Origin of the sequence: Arthrobacter sp. RIT-PI-e, assembly GCF_001187915.1 — a bacterium.
Lineage (GTDB): Bacteria > Actinomycetota > Actinomycetes > Actinomycetales > Micrococcaceae > Arthrobacter_D.
The window spans coordinates 40,432-58,366 of sequence record NZ_LGIU01000045.1; the positions used below are offsets into that span (position 1 = coordinate 40,432).

The 17,935-nt window shown below is 63.3% G+C and carries 14 protein-coding genes; 10 read left to right on the top strand and 4 right to left on the bottom strand.

Annotated features, from left to right (window positions below):
• Window positions 1-2 precede the first annotated feature (2 nt).
• Both AC792_RS05510 and AC792_RS05515 read left to right on the top strand, forming a co-directional pair.
• Window positions 3-1,001 (top strand): Gfo/Idh/MocA family protein, encoded by a 999-nt coding sequence (locus AC792_RS05510; RefSeq protein WP_049829570.1) that lies wholly within the window; start codon window positions 3-5, stop codon window positions 999-1,001.
• 35 nt (window positions 1,002-1,036) lie between these two features.
• Window positions 1,037-2,137, top strand: coding sequence for a glycosyltransferase family 4 protein (locus AC792_RS05515; protein ID WP_049829623.1), 1,101 nt, complete (start codon window positions 1,037-1,039; stop codon window positions 2,135-2,137).
• On the opposite strand, the gene wecB is transcribed toward AC792_RS05515, so the two are convergent.
• A complete protein-coding gene (gene wecB, locus AC792_RS05520) occupies window positions 2,112-3,170 on the bottom strand; it encodes a non-hydrolyzing UDP-N-acetylglucosamine 2-epimerase (RefSeq protein WP_049829571.1) in 1,059 nt (352 codons plus the stop codon). The genes AC792_RS05515 and wecB overlap by 26 nt on opposite strands.
• A gap of 297 nt (window positions 3,171-3,467) precedes the next feature.
• On the opposite strand from wecB, the gene AC792_RS05525 reads away from it, so the two are divergent.
• Together AC792_RS05525 and AC792_RS05530 are read left to right on the top strand one after the other, a co-directional pair.
• Window positions 3,468-4,586 (top strand): glycosyltransferase, encoded by a 1,119-nt coding sequence (locus tag AC792_RS05525; protein WP_160317615.1) that lies wholly within the window; start codon window positions 3,468-3,470, stop codon window positions 4,584-4,586.
• Window positions 4,587-4,632: 46 nt separating this feature from the next.
• Window positions 4,633-5,700, top strand: coding sequence for a glycosyltransferase (locus tag AC792_RS05530; RefSeq protein WP_160317616.1), 1,068 nt, complete (start codon window positions 4,633-4,635; stop codon window positions 5,698-5,700).
• 31 nt (window positions 5,701-5,731) lie between these two features.
• Here the strand turns inward: AC792_RS05530 and AC792_RS05535 are convergent, their stop codons facing one another.
• Window positions 5,732-6,943, bottom strand: coding sequence for a glycosyltransferase family A protein (locus AC792_RS05535; RefSeq protein ID WP_082177485.1), 1,212 nt, complete (start codon window positions 6,941-6,943; stop codon window positions 5,732-5,734).
• Window positions 6,944-7,059: 116 nt separating this feature from the next.
• Between AC792_RS05535 and AC792_RS05540 the strand changes: the two genes are divergently transcribed.
• Both AC792_RS05540 and AC792_RS05545 read left to right on the top strand, forming a co-directional pair.
• A complete protein-coding gene (locus AC792_RS05540) occupies window positions 7,060-8,190 on the top strand; it encodes a glycosyltransferase (RefSeq protein ID WP_200903370.1) in 1,131 nt (376 codons plus the stop codon).
• Window positions 8,191-8,465: 275 nt separating this feature from the next.
• Window positions 8,466-9,200, top strand: a complete 735-nt coding sequence (locus AC792_RS05545) for a hypothetical protein (protein WP_200903371.1) — start codon at window positions 8,466-8,468, stop codon at window positions 9,198-9,200.
• 47 nt (window positions 9,201-9,247) lie between these two features.
• On the opposite strand, the gene AC792_RS05550 is transcribed toward AC792_RS05545, so the two are convergent.
• A complete protein-coding gene (locus tag AC792_RS05550) occupies window positions 9,248-11,035 on the bottom strand; it encodes an ABC transporter ATP-binding protein (protein WP_049829575.1) in 1,788 nt (595 codons plus the stop codon).
• Window positions 11,036-11,223: 188 nt separating this feature from the next.
• Here AC792_RS05550 and AC792_RS16885 point away from each other — a divergent pair, with 188 nt between their 5' ends.
• From AC792_RS16885 to AC792_RS05570, 4 genes are all read left to right on the top strand, one after another.
• Window positions 11,224-12,147 carry a glycosyltransferase family 4 protein gene (locus AC792_RS16885; RefSeq protein ID WP_152916043.1) on the top strand — a complete coding sequence of 308 codons (924 nt, stop codon included), beginning with the start codon at window positions 11,224-11,226 and terminating at the stop codon, window positions 12,145-12,147.
• On the top strand, window positions 12,144-14,066 hold the full coding sequence (locus AC792_RS16265; RefSeq protein ID WP_160317617.1) for a glycosyltransferase: 1,923 nt from the start codon (window positions 12,144-12,146) through the stop codon (window positions 14,064-14,066). The genes AC792_RS16885 and AC792_RS16265 overlap by 4 nt, the downstream gene beginning before the upstream one ends.
• Before the next feature lie 110 nt (window positions 14,067-14,176).
• Complete coding sequence (locus AC792_RS05565; RefSeq protein ID WP_200903372.1) at window positions 14,177-14,842, top strand: glycosyltransferase family 2 protein; 666 nt, start codon at window positions 14,177-14,179, stop codon at window positions 14,840-14,842.
• A gap of 5 nt (window positions 14,843-14,847) precedes the next feature.
• Window positions 14,848-15,261: a DUF2304 domain-containing protein gene (locus tag AC792_RS05570; protein ID WP_049829578.1), complete on the top strand. Its 414-nt coding sequence runs from the start codon at window positions 14,848-14,850 to the stop codon at window positions 15,259-15,261.
• Between the two features lie 744 nt (window positions 15,262-16,005).
• Here AC792_RS05570 and AC792_RS16270 read toward each other — a convergent pair.
• Complete coding sequence (locus tag AC792_RS16270; protein ID WP_235436411.1) at window positions 16,006-17,469, bottom strand: GH25 family lysozyme; 1,464 nt, start codon at window positions 17,467-17,469, stop codon at window positions 16,006-16,008.
• Window positions 17,470-17,935 lie beyond the last annotated feature (466 nt).

The window sequence follows — 17,935 nt, forward strand, 5'->3', positions numbered from 1 at the left end:
GCATGGCCGATCTGAGGGTAGGCCTCATCGGTCTGGGTATGATGGGGCGCCACCATGCGCGCGCCATCCGTGAGGTCGAAGGACTCGAACTGGTGGCCGTGGCGGACGCCTACGGTGATCCCCATGGTGCAGCCGGAAACCTGCCCATGTGCGGCTCCGTGGACGAACTCATTGCCCATGATCTCGATCTGGCGGTGTGCGCCGTCCCCACCGGTTTGCACGAGACCGTGGGCCTGGCCCTCGCGGCCGCGGGAGTCCATACCCTCGTGGAGAAACCCATCGCGGATACGCTGGCATCGGGTCAGCGACTGGTCGAGGCGTTCGAGGGTGCCGGCCTCGTCGGGGCAGTAGGGCACATCGAGCGTTTCAACCCGGCCCTGCAGTCCTTGCGTAGCAGGCTGGAGTCCGGCGATCTCGGGGATGTCTACCAGATAGCCACGCGGCGACAGGGACCTTTTCCTGCCCGAATTGCCGACGTCGGCGTGGTCAAGGACCTCGGCACCCATGACATCGATCTCACATCGTGGCTCGCACAGTCGCCCTTCGCCTCGGTCTCAGCGCGGACCAGCACCCGGTCCGGTCGCCCGCACGAGGATATGGTCACGGCGTCCTGCCGGCTGGAGAACGGCGTGATCACGAGTCACTTGGTGAACTGGCTCTCCCCCATGAAGGAGCGGCTGACGGTCGTGACGGGTGAGAAGGGCGCCTTCGTGGCCGACACTCTCACCGCCGATCTGACGTTCTACGAGAACGGGACCTTCACCACGGAGTGGGAGGCCGTCTCCAACTTCCGCGGCGTGTCGGAGGGCAATGTCACGCGCTTGGCGTTGACGAAGAGGGAGCCGCTACGTTCGGAACTCGAGGCATTTCGCGACGCCGCTCTCGGTGTCGCCGACAACACCGTCACCATGCGCGAGGGCCTCGATACGCTGCGCGTCGCGGAGGCGATGATCGAGTCCGCCGATACGGAGTCGACGATCGGTCTCGCTGCGTGGCGCTGAAGGTCACCATAGCAACGCGGTTATACCCGCCCGAAGTGGGAGCCGCCGCCTTCCGCCTCGAAGCACTGGCTCGCGGTCTTGCCGAGGTGGGCGCTGAAGTGTCCGTGCTCACCACTCACCCGCCCGGTCCGCGGCTCCCCGCACAGCCCGCGGTGAAGCGATGGCCCGTGCTGCGGGACGCCGGGGGTAACGTCCGTGGTTACGTGCAGTACCTGAGTTTCGATGCACCATTGTTCTTCCGGCTCCTGTGGAGCCGTGCGGACATCGTGGTGTCCGAACCGCCTCCGACCACGGGGATCATGGTCGCGGCGTCATCGCTCCTACGACGCCGCGGGTACGTCTACTACGCAGCCGATATCTGGACCGACGCACTTGCCGCGACGGACGCGCCCGCTCCCGTGGTTGGACTTATGAAGGTCCTGGAGGGGATTGCCCTTCGTAGGGCACGAAAAGTCGTTGCGATCTCCGACGGTGTCGCGGAGCAGACACGTCAATTCGGTGTGGATCCCGCTCGCGTGGTCGTGGTCGGTAACGGTGTCAACACCGATACGTTCTCTGCAGAGGGGCCGACGGCGACTCCCGGCTATCGTTACTTCGTCTACACCGGGACCATGTCGGAGTGGCAGGGGGCCGGTGTCTTCATCGACGCGCTGGTACTCGTGCTGCAGCGCCACCCTGATGTACGGCTGCACTTCTTCGGGCAGGGTTCCGCCGAGGCCGCTCTGCAGTCGAGAGCCAGGGAAGTGGCACCCGGTCGAGTGCTGTTCAACGGCGTCGTGCCGCCTGATGAGGCTGCACGATGGCTCCGTGGTGCGACGGCTTCTCTCGTGAGTATCGTGCCGGGCCAGGGCTACGACTTCGCCAAGCCGACCAAGATCTACGCCGCAGCTTCGTGCGGGATCCCGGTGATCTTCGCGGGAACGGGCGATGGCGCGCAGATGGTGATCGACAACGACCTCGGCTCCGTGAGCAACTACTCTGCCGTCGACATCGCGGATGCCATGCTGCAGGTGCTCGAGGCGCACGACACTCGACGAGCCACACGTTCGTCGTGGGTGGAGGCCAATGCATCCCTGCGTATGGCTGGGCGGCGCGCAGCGGCCGAGGTGGTCAGCGCTGTTCCAGCAGGGCGCTGACCACTGCGGCAGCCGCTTCTCCCGTACCGTACGGAGCGGCCGAGGTGGATGCCGGAGATGAGCGCTGCACCACGGCGGCGAGTGAAGAAAGATCGTCTGACACCAGCACGTTCCAGCCGAGCTGAACCGTCTCCACCCACTCCGTCTCGGGCCTGATCGTGGTGCAGGGGACACGCAGGAGGAAAGCTTCCTTTTGCAGTCCACCGGAGTCGGTGATCACGCCTGCACTATTCATCACGGAGTTGATCAATTGCGGGTAGGCCAACGGCGGGACGACCTGGATCGCTCCTGCCTGGAGGTCTAGCCCGTGTCGACGCGCCAGGTCGACCAGTCGTGGGTGGGCCAGCAGTACCACCGGCTTGTCCAGGGACGCGAGCGAGCTCACGATCTGCTCGAGACGTGCCGGGTCATCGGTATTGTCCGGCCGATGGATGGTGCTGACGTAGTAGGCGCCTGCTGTCATGCCGTGCGGTAAGGGCTCCTCACGGGACTGGACAGCAGCCCTGGTACTGAACAGGACATCGGTCATCACGTCGCCGACCAGGACACTGCGTCCTGCCAGCCCCTCGTGTGCCAAGTGATCCATTGCCACCTCGGTAGGAGCGAGCAGAAGATCCGCGGCGTGGTCCGTGAGAACGCGGTTGTGTTCCTCGGGCATGCGGCGGTTGAACGAGCGCAGGCCGGCTTCGAGGTGCGCGAGGGGGATGTGAAGCTTGACGGCGGCCAGAGCCGCCGCGAGCGTCGAGTTCGTGTCACCGTACACGAGGACGCAGTCCGGCTTCACGTCCTCGAGGATCTCCTCAAGCCCCCCCAGCATGGCGCCCGTCTGCTTCCCGTGCTTCCCGGAACCGACCCCGAGGTTGAAATCGGGAGCAGGTATGCCGAGATCCTGGAAGAAGACGTCAGACATGATCTCGTCGTAGTGCTGGCCGGTGTGCACGATCAGGTGCTCCGCTCTACCCTTCATGGCGTGGGCGATGGGAGCGAGTTTCACGAATTGGGGGCGGGCACCGACGACACTCAGGATACGCATTCCGTCAGCCTATAGGGCTGGCGACCAGACACTCGAACACATCGGGTGGCAGTGAGCGGAGAGATTCGTCGGTGGAGCGTCGTCCACCGCTCCACCGAGACGGCACCCCTCCTCCGAGCACCGACTGAGCGATCGGGCCGCTTGCGGCCGGATTGCCGTGCGGTAGCCTTGACCGGTGATCGCACAGCCCAGGACGACGCCCGGACCCGACGCCGGCGCGGCGCTCCGTGCCGCTGCCGGAATGGTCGGCGGAGGCCTGTCGGTGAGGGGCAGTGACGTCGTATGAGAGTACTCGTCGTGTCCACCTGGTACCCCTCCGTCCAGACGCCCACGCAGGCCCCGTTTAATCATGAGCATGTCAGGGCAATCCAGTCGGACCATACGGTTCGGGTGGTGCACGTGCGGCTCCGTTCCTCTGCCGCGGCGGTCACCGAGACGTTCGACGGCGTTCATGTCTCGCGGATCTCGCTCGACCTCAAGCGTCCTTGGAGCGTCCTCACCGTGCTGACCTCTCTCCGACGGGAGATGAGGCACGCGGACGTCCTGCACTCGATGGCTTTCTCGACGATCCTGATGGTGCTACCGGTGTGGCTCGTCACACGCATGCCGTGGGTTCACACCGAGCACTGGAACGGCGTTACCAATCCGGCGAGCGTAGGGCCCTTGTGGCGGCGTTTCGCCTGGCTCAGGAACCTTCTACGCTTTCCGCATGTGGTGACGGGAGTGACCACGCAGCTCACGGAGCGGTTACAGCACTTCGCCCGCCCTGCGGCGGCCAGGGTTGTCCCCTGCGTCGTCGACAACAACCGCCCGCTGCGGCCGTGGTCGAGGGGAGAGGTCTTGAAGCTCGTTGCCGTCGGGGGCCTCGTTCCCCGCAAGCGGCCCTTGCTCGCGGTGGATACCGTCAATTGGCTGACCGATCGTGGGGAGGACGCGACTCTGCAGTGGATCGGCGCAGGGGTGCTCGAGCGTGAGGTACTCGAGCATGCCTCGGCACTCGGTATCTCCCAACGCATCCAGCTGCGGGGTGCGGTACCTCCCGAGGAGGTCTTCCCGGGCATGGAGGAGGCTGACATTTTCTTCCTCCCCTCCGAACAGGAGAACTTCTTCACCGCGGCTGCGGAGGCGCTTTCCTGCGGGCGACCAGTGGTTGCGGCCCTTGCCGGTGGCTACGACGATTACTGCGATTCGACGAACAGCGTCCTGGTCGAACGGCCAACCGCGGAGAACCTGGGTCTGGCGATCTTGGAAGCAACCGCGCTGTGGGCCGGGCGTGCACCGACGGAGATCGCACTCCCTATCCGCGAGCGATTCAACAGCCGCGTGGTCGGCGGTCTGTTCACCGAGGCCTATGCCGCCGCAAGGTACGCAACGCAGCGGGGCGCGCTGACCGAGAGGTCCGAGGTTGATGGATAGGAAGCGCAGACCCGCCGACCAGGAGTCACAGGAACCCTTGGTCGACATGGTCATCGCCGTCCACAGCGCGTCGCGCCCTATCGAGGAGGCCGTTCGATCGCTCCTCGACGGTGGGCTACGGGTAGGGCAGGTCGGGGGCCTGAGGATCACGGTGGTCTGTCACAATATCTCCGAGGAGACGATCGCTGCTCGGATACCGGACCACCACCGTTCCTTGGTGCGCTTCCTGGAACTGAAGGACGGCATTGCAAGCCCTGCCGGCCCCCTTAATCATGGACTCGCCCATGCGACGGGTCGCTACGTCGGGGTGATGGGAAGTGATGACGCGGTTGAAGGTGGATCCATCTCGGGGTGGGCCTCGGTGGCCGAACGGCACGCGTCCGACGCAGTCATCGCTCCGGAACGGCACGCGGACGGACGGAAGATCCGCACGCCGGTGCTGCGCCCGGGCCGACGGCATCGGCTCGACCCGATCAAGGACCGGTTGTCCTACCGCACAGCTCCGCTGGGGCTCATCCGCAGGAGCGAGCTCGCGAGACTGGGCCTGCGCTTCACTCCTGGTCTTCCGACGGGGGACGACCAGGAGTTTACTTCCAGGCTGTGGTTCGGAGGTGGCCGGATCGATTACGCCCGTGGTGCCGGACACTACGTGGTGGGAGCAGCTGCGGCTGACCGAGTGACGTTCGCCCGCCGCCCAGTCGAGGCGGAGCTGGAGTTCGCCACAAAGCTGGTCGAGGGCGACTGGTTCCAGGGACGAAGCAGTGCCGATCGGCGGGCGATCATCGTGAAGCTCGTCCGTGTGCATGTGTTCGGGCTGGTGCAGACCCGTTTCGATTCGGGTGGTTGGTCCGCAGATGACCGGGCGGAGCTCGCTACTCTGCTCTCGGGACTCCTCAAGCATGCCCCGAGCGCCCTGGATCCACTCAGCGTCGCAGACCATCGACTCGTGCGCGCCATTCTGGATCCGTCTGTGGGCGCGGCGGGACTACAGGAGCTTGCGTCGGCGAGGCGCAAATTCGGGCAGTTGAAGACCGTACTCCCTCATTCGTTTGAAGCAACTCTGAGCCCTGAATCACCCCTTCGCTTCATGCCCGCTGCTGCCATGCTGCGGTAGCGCAAGCGGAGGATCCGGTCTGCTGCACCTCCTACTGCGGCGAATCCGGAGCAGGCGGGGCGGCGAAAGCGCCCGTTGTTCGCCGCCGACGTTCGTTCACATAGTGGCGGATGATCGAGTTCCTACCCAGTGCTGTCCGTGGATTCTCGGTCATCAACACGTCCCAGCGGCGTGCGGAATCATAGGCCTGTACTGCGCTCGCCAGACCGGCTGCGTCGTCTGTTGCGAGTGCGGCCCGAGCGAGGCGAGCATCGCGAAGACTCAGGGATCCCAGGCTGTCCCCGGACAGCTCCTTCACCCCCTCGTGGAAGGCCCGCCACACGGCTGATTCCTCGGCACTCCATACGGAGCCCGCTGTAGGCACGCCGGCGGAATCTCCCGCTGCCGCTCGCGAGGCGATTTCTCCGCGGCGCCGTAATGTACCGATACCGTGAATGCGCATGAGCTTGGTTGCAATGGAGCTACGTCCCGGTCCCGAGATACTCCTGACCCACCTCTGCTCCGCCAATGGGGCGAACCAGGCCAGTTCTTCCTCCAGAGGTGACACGGCCGCTGTGACCCGGCCCTCTCCCGCATCATCGGTCTGGCAGTATGCGGAGCTGCCGTAGGGGTAGGCGATCCGCCCACCCATGAAGAAGAGCCGAAGAGTTGGTTCGAGGTCTTCGCCCGTGCGGAGCCCTGCCATGTAATGGAAACCTATGTGATCTACGTAGGACCGACGGAGTAGTCCGAACGGCAGGCTGCGTGTCGCCAACCCATCGCGTACCGGGTCGAGTATCAGAGGTTTGGAAGGGCGAAGCCAGGGAGTGGTCAGGATGGCCCCCGTCGTCGTACGGATGGGTGCCAGAACTGCATCCGCACCGGTCTGTTGCGCCGTCATGAACCAGGCTTCCAGCGCCCCCGGTTCCACATAGTCGTCGGAGTCGACGAACGTGAGATAGTCCGCCTGTGACTCCTGGAGGGCGTGATTCTTCGGGCCGGCCGGCGAGTAGACACCGTCATTGAACTCCCGCAGTGAGACGCCCTCGATCAGCTCCTCGCCGAGTGCGGACCTCACCGACGCAGCTGTGATGTTATGGCAGATGATCGAGATCTCGAGTGTTGCCCCCGCCTTCTCGAGAAGGCTTCGCTGTTCCACCAGTGAACGTACTGCGCGCTGGATCGGACGAGCGGTGTCGTGAAGGGGAATGACCGCTTCTAGTGACGCCGCATCAGTCCGGACGCGGCGACTGGGGAAATTCATGAACTGGATACTCCTCGGCGAAGTGGGCGTATAAGTACTTTATCCGGCGGTTCCTCGCGGTTGAGGTTTCCCAATTCGAGCGCGGCGATACACCGGTGGACTGACATAATGGGCCCATGTCCGCACCGCGTCTGCTCATTATGTCCTTCTCCCCGCTCCGATCGGATGCGAGGATCCTCAAGCAGATCGCATTGTTCAAGGATCGCTACGAGGTGGTGACTTGTGGGTACGGCGCCGCGCCGGAAGGGGTGGAAGCCCACATCAGCATTCCCTCGGATCTGAAGGAGTGGAAGTACAACCGCATCGCTGTGATGGGACGCGCCTACCGCAGGGCATACTGGGGTAATCCGGTCATCTCCTACCTGAAGCCACGTCTCATCGACCACGAGTTCGACGTCGTCCTCGCCAACGACATCGATGCGGCCGGCCTCGCTCTCTCCCTGCGGTCGGTGCATGGTGTGCATCTCGACCTGCATGAGTACAGCCCGCGGATGAAGGAGGAATTGCCCCGCTGGAAGCTGTTCGTGGCGCCCTTCATGCGGTGGATGGTCCGTACATTCGCCACGAAAGCCGATTCCGTCTCCACGGTTGCCGCGCACATCGCCGATGAGTACGGGCGGCAGTTCGGGTTGGCACCCACGGTGGTAACCAACGCAGCCCCTTACATCGACGCCGAACCCGGGCCGGTGGGATCGCCGATTCGTCTCGTGCATTCGGGGGCGGCGCAGCAGGGACGGTTGGAGGTGATGCTGGACGCCATGGATCTGCTCACGGGGGACGCGACGCTCGACCTCTATCTGACGCAAAACCATGGTGCCTACTTCGAATCGCTGAGGGCCCGCCTGTCAACGATGCGGAACGTCACCCTGCATGACCCCGTGCCGTACGCGGACCTCACGAAGACTCTCAACGTCTACGACGTGGGCCTGTACGTCCTCCCGCCCATGAACTTCAACTTCGCGTGGGCGCTTCCCAACAAGTTCTTCGATTTCGTCCAGGCGAGGCTCGGTCTCGTGATCGGCCCGTCACCCGAGATGGCTGCGCTGGTCCGCCAGGAGGGACTGGGCAGGGTCACAGATGACTTCTCGGCAGCATCGCTGGCATCGGCCATCGACTCCCTGGTACCCGACGACGTGGCGCGTTACAAGCAGGCTTCCGCCGTAGCTGCGCGGAAGCTCTCGGCAGAGGAACAGGTCAAGGGGTGGGCGCGGGCCGTCGACGCCCTGATGGCTCGTACCAAGGCATGACCCCGACCAGGGTTCTGCAGTTCAACGACTGCGCATCGGTTGCGCGGTCGATGGTTGCCGCTGCGGCTCGGGCGGGGGTGACATGGGACTACCTACCACCGTCCCGGGTTCGGCCCCTTGGCCCCGTCACGGGCGGATTGATCCGACGTAAGGCGGCCTATGCGCCGTACTGGGCCCGTCGTGTGCGTGCCGTCTCCCGTGCGGAAGTAGTACACGTGCACTACGGAACTTCCGCGCGGTTGCTGGCCGACCCCGGGGTACCGAAGCGACCCTACGTGCTCACTCTGCACGGGTCCGACATCCGCAGGCAGTGGAAGGATCCTGGTTACCACGACGAGATACAGCGCGCCGTGGACGGCGCTGCTCACGTCTTCTATGCGAACAACGACACTGCGGACAATGCACGGGCTGCGCGCCCCGATGCCGAGTTCCTTCCAGCCCTTGTCGATGCCGCTACGCTGCCCGCTTGGGCTCCTGACGGTGACGAGCCCACGGTCCTGTTCGTCTCACGGTGGGACGAGGACAAGGGGGTCGACCGACAGCTGGAACTGGCCGCCGCCTTATCACGCTCGATCCGCCCGAAAGCGCGCCTTCTCGGAGTGGACTGGGGACCGGGGGCCGAGGAAGCACGCCGGGCGGGGGTCACTCTTCTCCCGCGGATGACACAGACCCAGTTCCACGGGTTGATGGCGAGATCTCATCTCGCCATCGGTCAGGCCACGGACAACTTCGCGACCAGCGAGTTCGAGGCACTCTGCATGGGGCTGCCGATGGCAGCGCTGGGACATCGGATCGGTAGACCTGACGACGGCTCGGTGCCGCCCGTCATGCAGGGCTCTGTGGACGACGTCGTTTCGCAGGTTCTCGACACACTGGATGATGCCCCTGCCGCCGCGCGTCGTCTCGGGAGCTCGGCTTGGGCACTACCGCGATATGACGCCGCGTCGTACATCCCGATGCTCGAATCCCGCTACCGGATCGTCGCCGAGTCGGCAGCTGGGACCTGCTGAGGTACTGTCAGGACACCCGGAGGATCGGTCACAGGTGCCTGGACCGGTCACTCCTTCGAGGTGAGCCCGGCGAGCATGGCCTGCTGTGCGAAATCCGCGTTTCCAGCAACCACTTCGTCGAAGGTCCCCCGGCTCACGATTGACCCGTCCTTCATGAAGCAGACCTGGTCGCTGTACCGGATGGTGGAGAGCCGGTGAGCAACGGAGATGACCGTGATCTCGCCGTGTAGTTCGCGGATTGCGGCCGCTACGGCCGCTTCCGTTGAAGTGTCGAGTGCGCTGGTCGCCTCGTCGAGCACCAGCACGAGCGGATCGACATAGAGCGCGCGAGCGATGCCCAGGCGCTGGCGCTGGCCTCCGGACAGTGCCAGCCCCCGTTCCCCGACCCTGCCGTTGATGCCTCCCGCCCGGGCCTCGACGGTGTCCAGGAGCTGCGCTCGTCGTAGGGCCTGCCGCACCTTCTCACCATCGAAGTCCTCCCCCCAGGTGAGGGCGACGTTCTGGGCGATCGACCCGTCGAAGATGGCGACATCCTGAGGGACGTAACCGACCCGGGATCTCCAGTCGGCGAGCACTTCGTCCAGCGGCACACCATCGAGTTCCATCAGGCCCGCCGATGGCGTCAGCAGGCCCAGAAGTATGTCAATCAGGGTGGACTTCCCGGCACCGGATTGACCGACGATGCCGAGCGAGGACCCGATCGGGATGTCGAGGTTCACCGCACTCACGGCGGGCGACGCGGCACCGGGGTAGGTGAATCCGACATCGGTCAGCGTCAAGGTCTGCGGTTCCGTACCGATCGAGCGACGCCCGATGTTCTCGTTACGATCACTGTAGGACTCCATTTGCTTGATGTCGGCCATCACCACACTGGTGTAGGGCAGGGTGGATTGTGCCAGCGTCAACATGGACTGCACCGCAGTGAGGGAGGGGATCATCCTGAATCCCGCGATACCGAAGATGGCCACTGCGGCAAGCGCGTTCTCCAGTCCTCCGGTCAGGAACGAGACGGTACCGATGAGCAGGAAACCTCCGATCAGTGCCATCTCGATCACGAACTTGGGGACTGCTGCCAGGAAGCGGATATTGGAACGGGAATGGGCCGCGCCCGAACGACTCACGAAGACGACATCGCCTACTTCGTCGGCTTTGTCGCGGAGTGTGATCTCCTTGAGTGCCGAGATCATCTCGGACACGAGAGTGGACATCCGCATTGCCGAGTCCCTGTTGACGCGACCAGCCTGATACGACTTCTTGGTCAGCCAGAAGTAGAGGAGACCGGCGATCAGCCCCAGATAGATGACGGTGATGGCCGCGGTCAACGGTTGGGTGACGACAAGGATGCCAAGAACGGCCACGAAGGACAGGACCTGTGACGGGATGGTGACAGCAGGGATCAGCACACCGGCGATCGTGTTGGCTATACCAACGTCGATGAGGCGCACCAGTTCGGCCGTGGAGCGCTTCATGCGTTCGGTCCACGGTGAGCGGATATAGCTGTTGAACAGGTGCGTGCCGATCTCGAGTTCGAAACGCGCGAATTTCCGGGTGGAGATCCACTGCATCCAGATGCCGACGAACGATTTGAGAATCATGAGCCCTGCAGAGGCGATCAGGACCCAGAGGCTGGCTTCCTGTGAGATGGTGCCGATCACCGGCAGATTCAGATCCCCCCCGGCGAGAATCTGGGTCATCACCACGGCGAAGATGCCGAGCGCACCCGCTTCCACTAGGGACAAGAGGGAGAGGCCGAGACCGAACACGATGATGAACCGGCGAGCATCAGTAGGGAGAAGGGGCATGAGTTCGCGCAGGACGCGAATAAGTTCTTTCATCAATTCTCCGAAGCGGCGGGGAGGGTACTGCCGTACGTCAGCACCCGCTCCATCTTACGTGGGCACTGTTTGTGAATCGTCGAGCTACGTGACGGAGCGGCTCGAAGACGCGTGAGAGGATGGCGTCCATGTCAAGTACTACCCGGGTAACGCACCTATTCGACTGCGCAGACGTTGGAGCTGCACTCGTGGCTGAAGGGCGTCGACAGAAGCAGCCATGGCGGCAGGTTCAGGGTCCGTGGACGCGAGGCGGAACGCAGAAGGCCTACTACCGGTTCCTCGCCGAGCTGGCTTTGAATCACCCGCGGACGAAATTGTGGCATGTCCACATGGGCGGACGTGCGAAGTGGGCCCGTGGGCGCTTCAAACGCCCATACATTCTGACTCTGCATGGAACCGATATCAAGGAGAACTACTGGCAGGATGAGCATCACGCGCAACTGAAAGCGGACGTCGATCTGGCGCGACACGTCTTCTACACAACCCCGGAGTTGCGGGAGAAGGCCGAACGGGCGCGTCCAGATGCCGAGTACATGCCGCAGGCGATGGATCTGAGCATTTTGCCGGAGTGGACCCCTGCCGCCCGTCCTCGCGTCTTCTTTCCATCCCGATGGGATGCTCAAAAAGGTGGTGACGGCCTACTGGAGACTGCTGCGCAAGTGGTCTCCGCCGTAGGTAATAGAGCCGATGTCGTCGGGCTGGACTGGGGGAACCGGGCTTCGGAAGCTGCCGGCCTTGGAGTTACGCTCATGCCCAAGATGGACCTCCGAGGATATGTGGCCGAACTTGCTCGTGCACATGTAGCGGTGGGTCAGACGGCCGGTATCCTCTCCGTCAGCGAACTGCAGGCGATGGCCATCGGCGTTCCCCTGGTCTTCCCCGATCCCGTGGAGGGGTATCCGCAGGGTGAGGATATGGGGGCGATCGTGGTCGCCCGGCAGGATGCAGGCGCCGCAGTCCTCGAAGCCCTGGCCGATCCGCACATGACCTCGGAGAGTACGGGCGGCCCTGCCTACGTGCGGCGCCACCATGACCCGGCCGGCATGATCGAACGGTTGGAGGCAGTGTATGCCGATGTGTCGGAGCAGTCCGAGAAGGAAGAATCAGCGTGAGTGGCGCCGTTCAGGCCAAACCGCATCTGCTGTACGTGGCTTTCGGGTACCCACCGAGCACAGCTTCCTCCGTGTATCGGAGTCTCGCGGTGCCGAATGCTTTTGCTGGGGCAGGATGGGACGTCACTGTACTCACGATCCACGGCCAGACTTGGTCCGAAATCTCCGGCCTTGACACCGATCTCCTGCAGTCCGTCGATCCGTCGGTGCGAGTTGTCCGTGTATCCGACGGCGGGTCGGAGGAACCAGCAAAGGGAAACCTCCGTGCGTTCTCGAGGTTACGGGTCGAAGCACCGTATGTCTGGGAGCGGCTCCTGTCCCTGCGAAGCGCGGCTTCGTTCCCGGAGAAGTTCCATGGGCTGTGGCGGAAGCCGGCTTCAGCAGCTGCTCGCGAGATCCACCGACGTCACACGGTAGATCTGGTCATCGGATCGGCCAGCCCGTACGTGTCGTTCGCTGTCGCGAGTTCCTTACCTGGGGTTCCCTACGTCATGGATTACAGAGATGCATGGGCCTTCAACACGATCAATGGACGTGAAAATTTCGCCGTCGAGTCCCGTACCGGGAAGTTGGAGTCGACGCTTCTCGAAGGAGCATTGCAGATCTGGTTCGTCAATGAACCGATTCAGGAGGAGTACGCGCGAAGGTATCCGAGGTCTACCTCGAAGATGCGGGTGGTTCCCAACGGCTTCGATCCTCAGCCCGGGCACGCCAGACCTGTGGTGAAGCCGGTCACGAGACCATCCTTCGGCTATCTGGGGACGTTGCAACATGAGAACAATCCCTTCGACGAGCTTCTCGAAGGTTGGGTCGATGCGTTCGGTGTCTCCGACGACAACGACGTTCCGACAGCCATCGCGCACATCAGAGGGAAACTGAGTTCGAGTGGAAGTTCTTCGCCCGAGCTACTCCGCCGACTTGAGGATGTCCGTCGACATGGATTGGAATACGACGGGCCCGTTCCTAAACGGCAGGTCGCCAATTTCTACGGCAACCAGGACGCGCTGATCCTGCTGCTTGCGTCAGGCAAGTACGTCACTGGAGGGAAGACAACCGAGTATCTCGCAACCGGGCTACCGATCGTATCCGTCCATGAGCAGGGCAACGCGGCGACGGAACTGCTGCGCGACTACCCGCTCTGGTTCCCCGCCGAGCAACTGACGGCACCTTCCATAAGCGCAGCTCTTCAGGAGTGCGCACAGGTTCTGAATGAACCGGACCCGGAACGCTGGGCCGCGGCGTGGGACTACGGTCAGTCGTTCCTGCGTACAACTCTGATGGCTCCGGTCGTCGAAGAGCTGACGCAGGTCAGCGCGAGGTCTCGAGTGCAGTTGGAGGCTCGGGTCGATTCCGTGACACCAGGTGCGACCGTCGAGTCCGATGAGGCCCTACAGCCGGAGCCGACGGCGGGTATGGACGGGGCCGGAGCCTCGGTTTCCCCAAGGCAGGTGGAAGTGCTGGTTCTAATGGGGCAGGGCAACACGGAAGTTCTTCAGGACCTTCGTTCTCGGACCGGTTCCATCAGCGGAGTCACGGTCTCCTTGGTCCCGTTCGTCGTCGAAGGTGCAGAACTGCCGGATGGGAGTCATCCCGTTTCCCTTCTACGAGCAGGAGTCCTCGAGCGGTGGCTCGATCGCTTGGTAGGAGCTGTAGGTCCTGCCGGAGTGGTTGGGCGACTCGTCCGGGACAACCTCCATTCACGCAGGCTGGCGCGGTCGGTCCTGACGAATGAGACGTTCATGGAGCAGCTGGCGCGGGCCGACATCGTGGCGGCCACGGGAGCGGATGTGACGCGGGCTGTCTGGCAGTTACGCTCTCGCACGCGAGCCCACCTCGTGAGAGGGGCTGTCGCGTTGAACCATGCACTTACGGAGTGGCAGGCGCCGCAGGAACGGCCTTCGGCTCGTCGAGCGAAGTGACCCTTCGCAGTCGGTCGACTTCAAGATCTCGTAACCCCTCGTCAGCCGCAGTGGTCGCCCTCCCGGCTTTTGAAGCCGAGGTGGACAATCCTCCGTGCGATACTGGGAAGGTGAGCCGCACTTGGATCGTCATTCCTCTGTTCAACGAGGCTCCCGTCATCGGCTCCGTCATCACCGACCTCATCCAGGTATTTCCTCATGTCGTCTGTGTGGACGACGGGAGTACGGACAGCTCAGCGGCGGCGGCGCGATCCGCCGGTGCAGTGGTTGTTCAGCACCCCGTGAACCTGGGGCAGGGAGCGGCACTCCAGACCGGCTTCGAGTATGCGCTGCAGGACCCCGCGATGACTTCGATCGTGACCTTCGACGCCGACGGGCAGCATCGCGTGTCCGATGCCCGAGCCATGGTGGAGAGGCTCGAAGCGGATGAGGCTGACGTCGTCCTCGGGTCGCGTTTCCTGGACGGGCGCACGAAGATCGGACGTATGAAACGTCTGGTGTTGCGCACCGCAGCCCTGCAGACCCGGATGACGACCGGTATGGCGTTGACCGACGCCCACAATGGTCTTCGCGCGTTCAACCGTGACGTGGTGGCCCACCTGCATCTGACCCAGAATCGAATGGCTCACGCCTCGGAGTTGATCCAGATCATTGTCGCGCTGAAGCCGCGATGGACCGAACATCCAGTCGAGATCATCTACACGGACTACTCGAAGGCGAAAGGGCAGTCCCTCCTCAATTCCGTGAACATCGTCGCGGATCTGCTTTTTAGGTAATTCTCATGATAATTCTTCTACAAATAGTGCTTGTCCTCGCGGTCATACTCTTTTCTCTGGTGCTTGTACGCGGCGGCTCGAACGCGAAGCATCTCGCAATTCGCCGAATCATGGTGCTGCTCTTCGCAGTGGTAGCAGTACTGTCCATCTTCTTCCCGGAGATTCTCAGCCGGCTGGCCGGTGTCCTGGGAGTCGGGCGTGGAACCGATCTCATGCTGTATGCGTTCATCGTCTCGTTCTTGGTATTCATCTCGACCACGCACCAGCGCTTCCGGCAGATGGAGGGTATCGTCACGAAGCTCTCGCGGCGGATTGCGCTGGACGAGGCCGAACGCCCCTGGGAAGGAACACACACAGGCCAGCTCTCGCGAACAGCACTGAGTGAGACACCCCGCAATAGTTCCACCAAGGGCGCATGATTATTCTGCGGTAGTCGCGGTGTCGGCTTGCGGCGTCGAAGATGCTGCACATCCTCGGGATGATCCTCGATAGCCTGGCGGCGCCTTCATGAAGACGCAGTAATTCTGTTTGACCGGACGTGATGACAGCGGACGGTACAAATTTGTGTGACACGAATCGCGAGAGTATCGCCTTTCCTGATGTCACCCGTCCCTGTTTCTCAGGCTTCGGCGACATCGGCATACCCGGCACGCAGTATCCGGTTGACCCACCAACGTTGGTCCCGTTCGATGACACCATCGTGGTGAACCCCAGCACCGTGACGATCGTCGTAGGTGGTGTGATCACTACTGAGGGGAGAGGCCTGTGCTCCGGCCCCCCGTTCAGAAGTGGAGCCCCGTCCGAGCTCGACCCACAACCCGGATGAACTGGATCATCACAGTACTACTCGATGGGACTTCTTCCGCGTTGGCGGAACAGCCGGTCCGCTCTCACCATGGGCCGACATGCCGAGGAGTATGTTCGGTTCCGCCAGCACGGTGAGCGTTGCGTGGATCTCGTCGTCGACGCGGTGTCATGGAACCCGCATGGTCTGATGTCCAGCTCTTGCAGGAATGTCAGGAGGTCAAGTACCCGGTCATGAAGTCCCGGGAGAACGACGAAGGCCGAGAGGGTCACGTATCGCGTCCCCCTCGGCCTTTCTACTGAAAAGAAGCACGTCAGGACGCCTGAATCCTCAGTGAACAACCAGTTGAGCGAGTGGTTTATCGGTTGTAGCGGGGGGTGGCGCCGGTGGTTGGGGTCCAGGTGATGGTTCCTCCTTCGTAGGTCTGGGTGCATCGGGTTGTGGTGGTGCAGTTCTCGGAGCTGGTGGGATAGCCCAGGCGTCCGGTTTCGTAGCCGGTGTTGGCCCAGGCGGTACGGATGGCGCCCTTGGTGGGGTGTGCTCCTACGCCGGGGGCCCAGGTGATGGCTCCGCCTTGGAAGTTCTGGTAGCAGCCGCCTTTGACGAGTCCGCAGACCTCGGGGCCGGTGGGGTAGCGGAGGCTTCCTCTTTCGTAGCCAGTGTTTGCCCAGGCGGTGCGGATGCCTGCCCTGGTGGGGTGTGCCCCGACGCCGGGGGCCCAGTGGATGTCGCCGCCCTGGAACTTCTGGTAGCAGCCGCCTCCGGCGAGGCCGCAGACTTCGGACCCGGTGGGGTAGCCGAGGCGCCCCGTGCCGGAGCCGGGGTGTCCCCAGGCGGGGCGGCTGCCTCCGCTGGTGGGGTGTGCTCCGCTGGCGGGGGCCCAGTGGATGTCGCCGCCCTCGTAGCGCTGGTAGCAGCCGCCGCCGGTGAGTCCGCATTCTTCGGCGCGGGTGGGGTAGCCGAGGCGTCCGTTCTCGTAGCCGGTGGTTCCCCAGGCGGGGCGGATGCCACCCTTGGTGGGTTGGGCTCCGGTGGCGGAGGTCCAGCGGATGTCGCCGCCTTGGAACTTCTGATAGCAGCCGCCTCGGACCAGTCCGCAGACCACGCCGGTGGTCGTGGCGCCGAGTCCGGGTGTCCTACTGGCAGCAGCCGCAATCGCCGACACACCCGGCGACGCAGGTGTCGTAGGAGGTGCAGGTGACGCGGCATTATTGCGCGCGAAAGCCTGAAGTGCATTGATGCTTGCAGGCCACTGGTTCCAGTCCCCAACCACGGGGCCGTGCTCCGTGTACTGCCATACGTCGTACCCGGTCCATCCAGCGGGCATCCTTCCGGCGCCGCTGTTGTTGTAGCTCGCTATGTGCAGGGGATGATCGGCGAACGCCCGCGAGGAACCCGTGCACGTGTTCCACCAGTCAGCCGTGGTGTAGATCATCGGGAGGCGGCCCGTGCGGTTATACACGGTCCTAGAGAAATCCTTGATCCAATTCACCATCTGGGTGGCGCTCATGTTGTAGCAGGAATTACCGAGGCTCGGGTAAGGGTTGTACTCCACATCCAGCAGAGGTGGCAGAGTTTTGCCGTCCGGGGACCAGCCGCCGCCGTTGTTGATCAAGTAGTTGGCCTGCTGAGCGCCAGTAGAGACATTCGGGATGGCGAAGTGGTAAGCGCCACGCAACATGCCGACCGATTCGGAACCGCGGTACTGAGGATTGAAGTATGGATTGACATAGCTGGTCGCTTCCGTAGCCTTCACATACGCGAACCGCGCCCCATTGTTCCACGCAGCGCGCCAATCAACCGTCAACTGATGGCTGCTCACGTCGACCCCGAGAACGCCCGAGGGCTTCCAGGGGTTGATGGCCGCTGACCCCTGAGGCAGATCTGAGCCCCTGTCGCCCGTCGGTGGTTCAAGCTGCGCGTCTCCTGATACGGCGATACGTCTGAGTCCTTGACCCAGTGATGCTCCATCAGTACCGATCTCAGCAGCCAGAGACTTCTCATTCGCTGCCATCTGTTCCTGAGACAGAGGCTCGTTGGCTGATGAGTCTGAAACGGGAGGGGCGACTGCCTCTTCCCCCACTGACAGGGCAGCCGCCTCGTTACCTGCGCCGCTTGCGGGCCCCCCCGGTAATCCACCTGTTCCGATTGGTGGCGCTGGCTGTGTCACGGCGTGTGCCGCAGGGATCGAACCGGATACGAGCGCGGCTAGTAGAACCGCAGTGGTTGCCAGTAGACGCACTGGTGATGATGTCAATGTTCTCTCCATGGATTGAGATGTCCAACCG

What these genes read in the sequence shown, in the direction of transcription:
- AC792_RS05530 (WP_160317616.1), top strand. Translation starts at nt 4,633, where the DNA reads ATGGTCATCGCCGTCCACAGCGCGTCGCGCCCTATCGAGGAGGCCGTT.
- AC792_RS05535 (WP_082177485.1), bottom strand. Translation starts at nt 6,943, where the DNA reads ATGAATTTCCCCAGTCGCCGCGTCCGGACTGATGCGGCGTCACTAGAA.
- AC792_RS05550 (WP_049829575.1), bottom strand. Translation starts at nt 11,035, where the DNA reads ATGAAAGAACTTATTCGCGTCCTGCGCGAACTCATGCCCCTTCTCCCT.
- AC792_RS05510 (WP_049829570.1), top strand. Translation starts at nt 3, where the DNA reads ATGGCCGATCTGAGGGTAGGCCTCATCGGTCTGGGTATGATGGGGCGC.
- AC792_RS05570 (WP_049829578.1), top strand. Translation starts at nt 14,848, where the DNA reads ATGATAATTCTTCTACAAATAGTGCTTGTCCTCGCGGTCATACTCTTT.
- AC792_RS05540 (WP_200903370.1), top strand. Translation starts at nt 7,060, where the DNA reads ATGTCCGCACCGCGTCTGCTCATTATGTCCTTCTCCCCGCTCCGATCG.
- wecB (WP_049829571.1), bottom strand. Translation starts at nt 3,170, where the DNA reads ATGCGTATCCTGAGTGTCGTCGGTGCCCGCCCCCAATTCGTGAAACTC.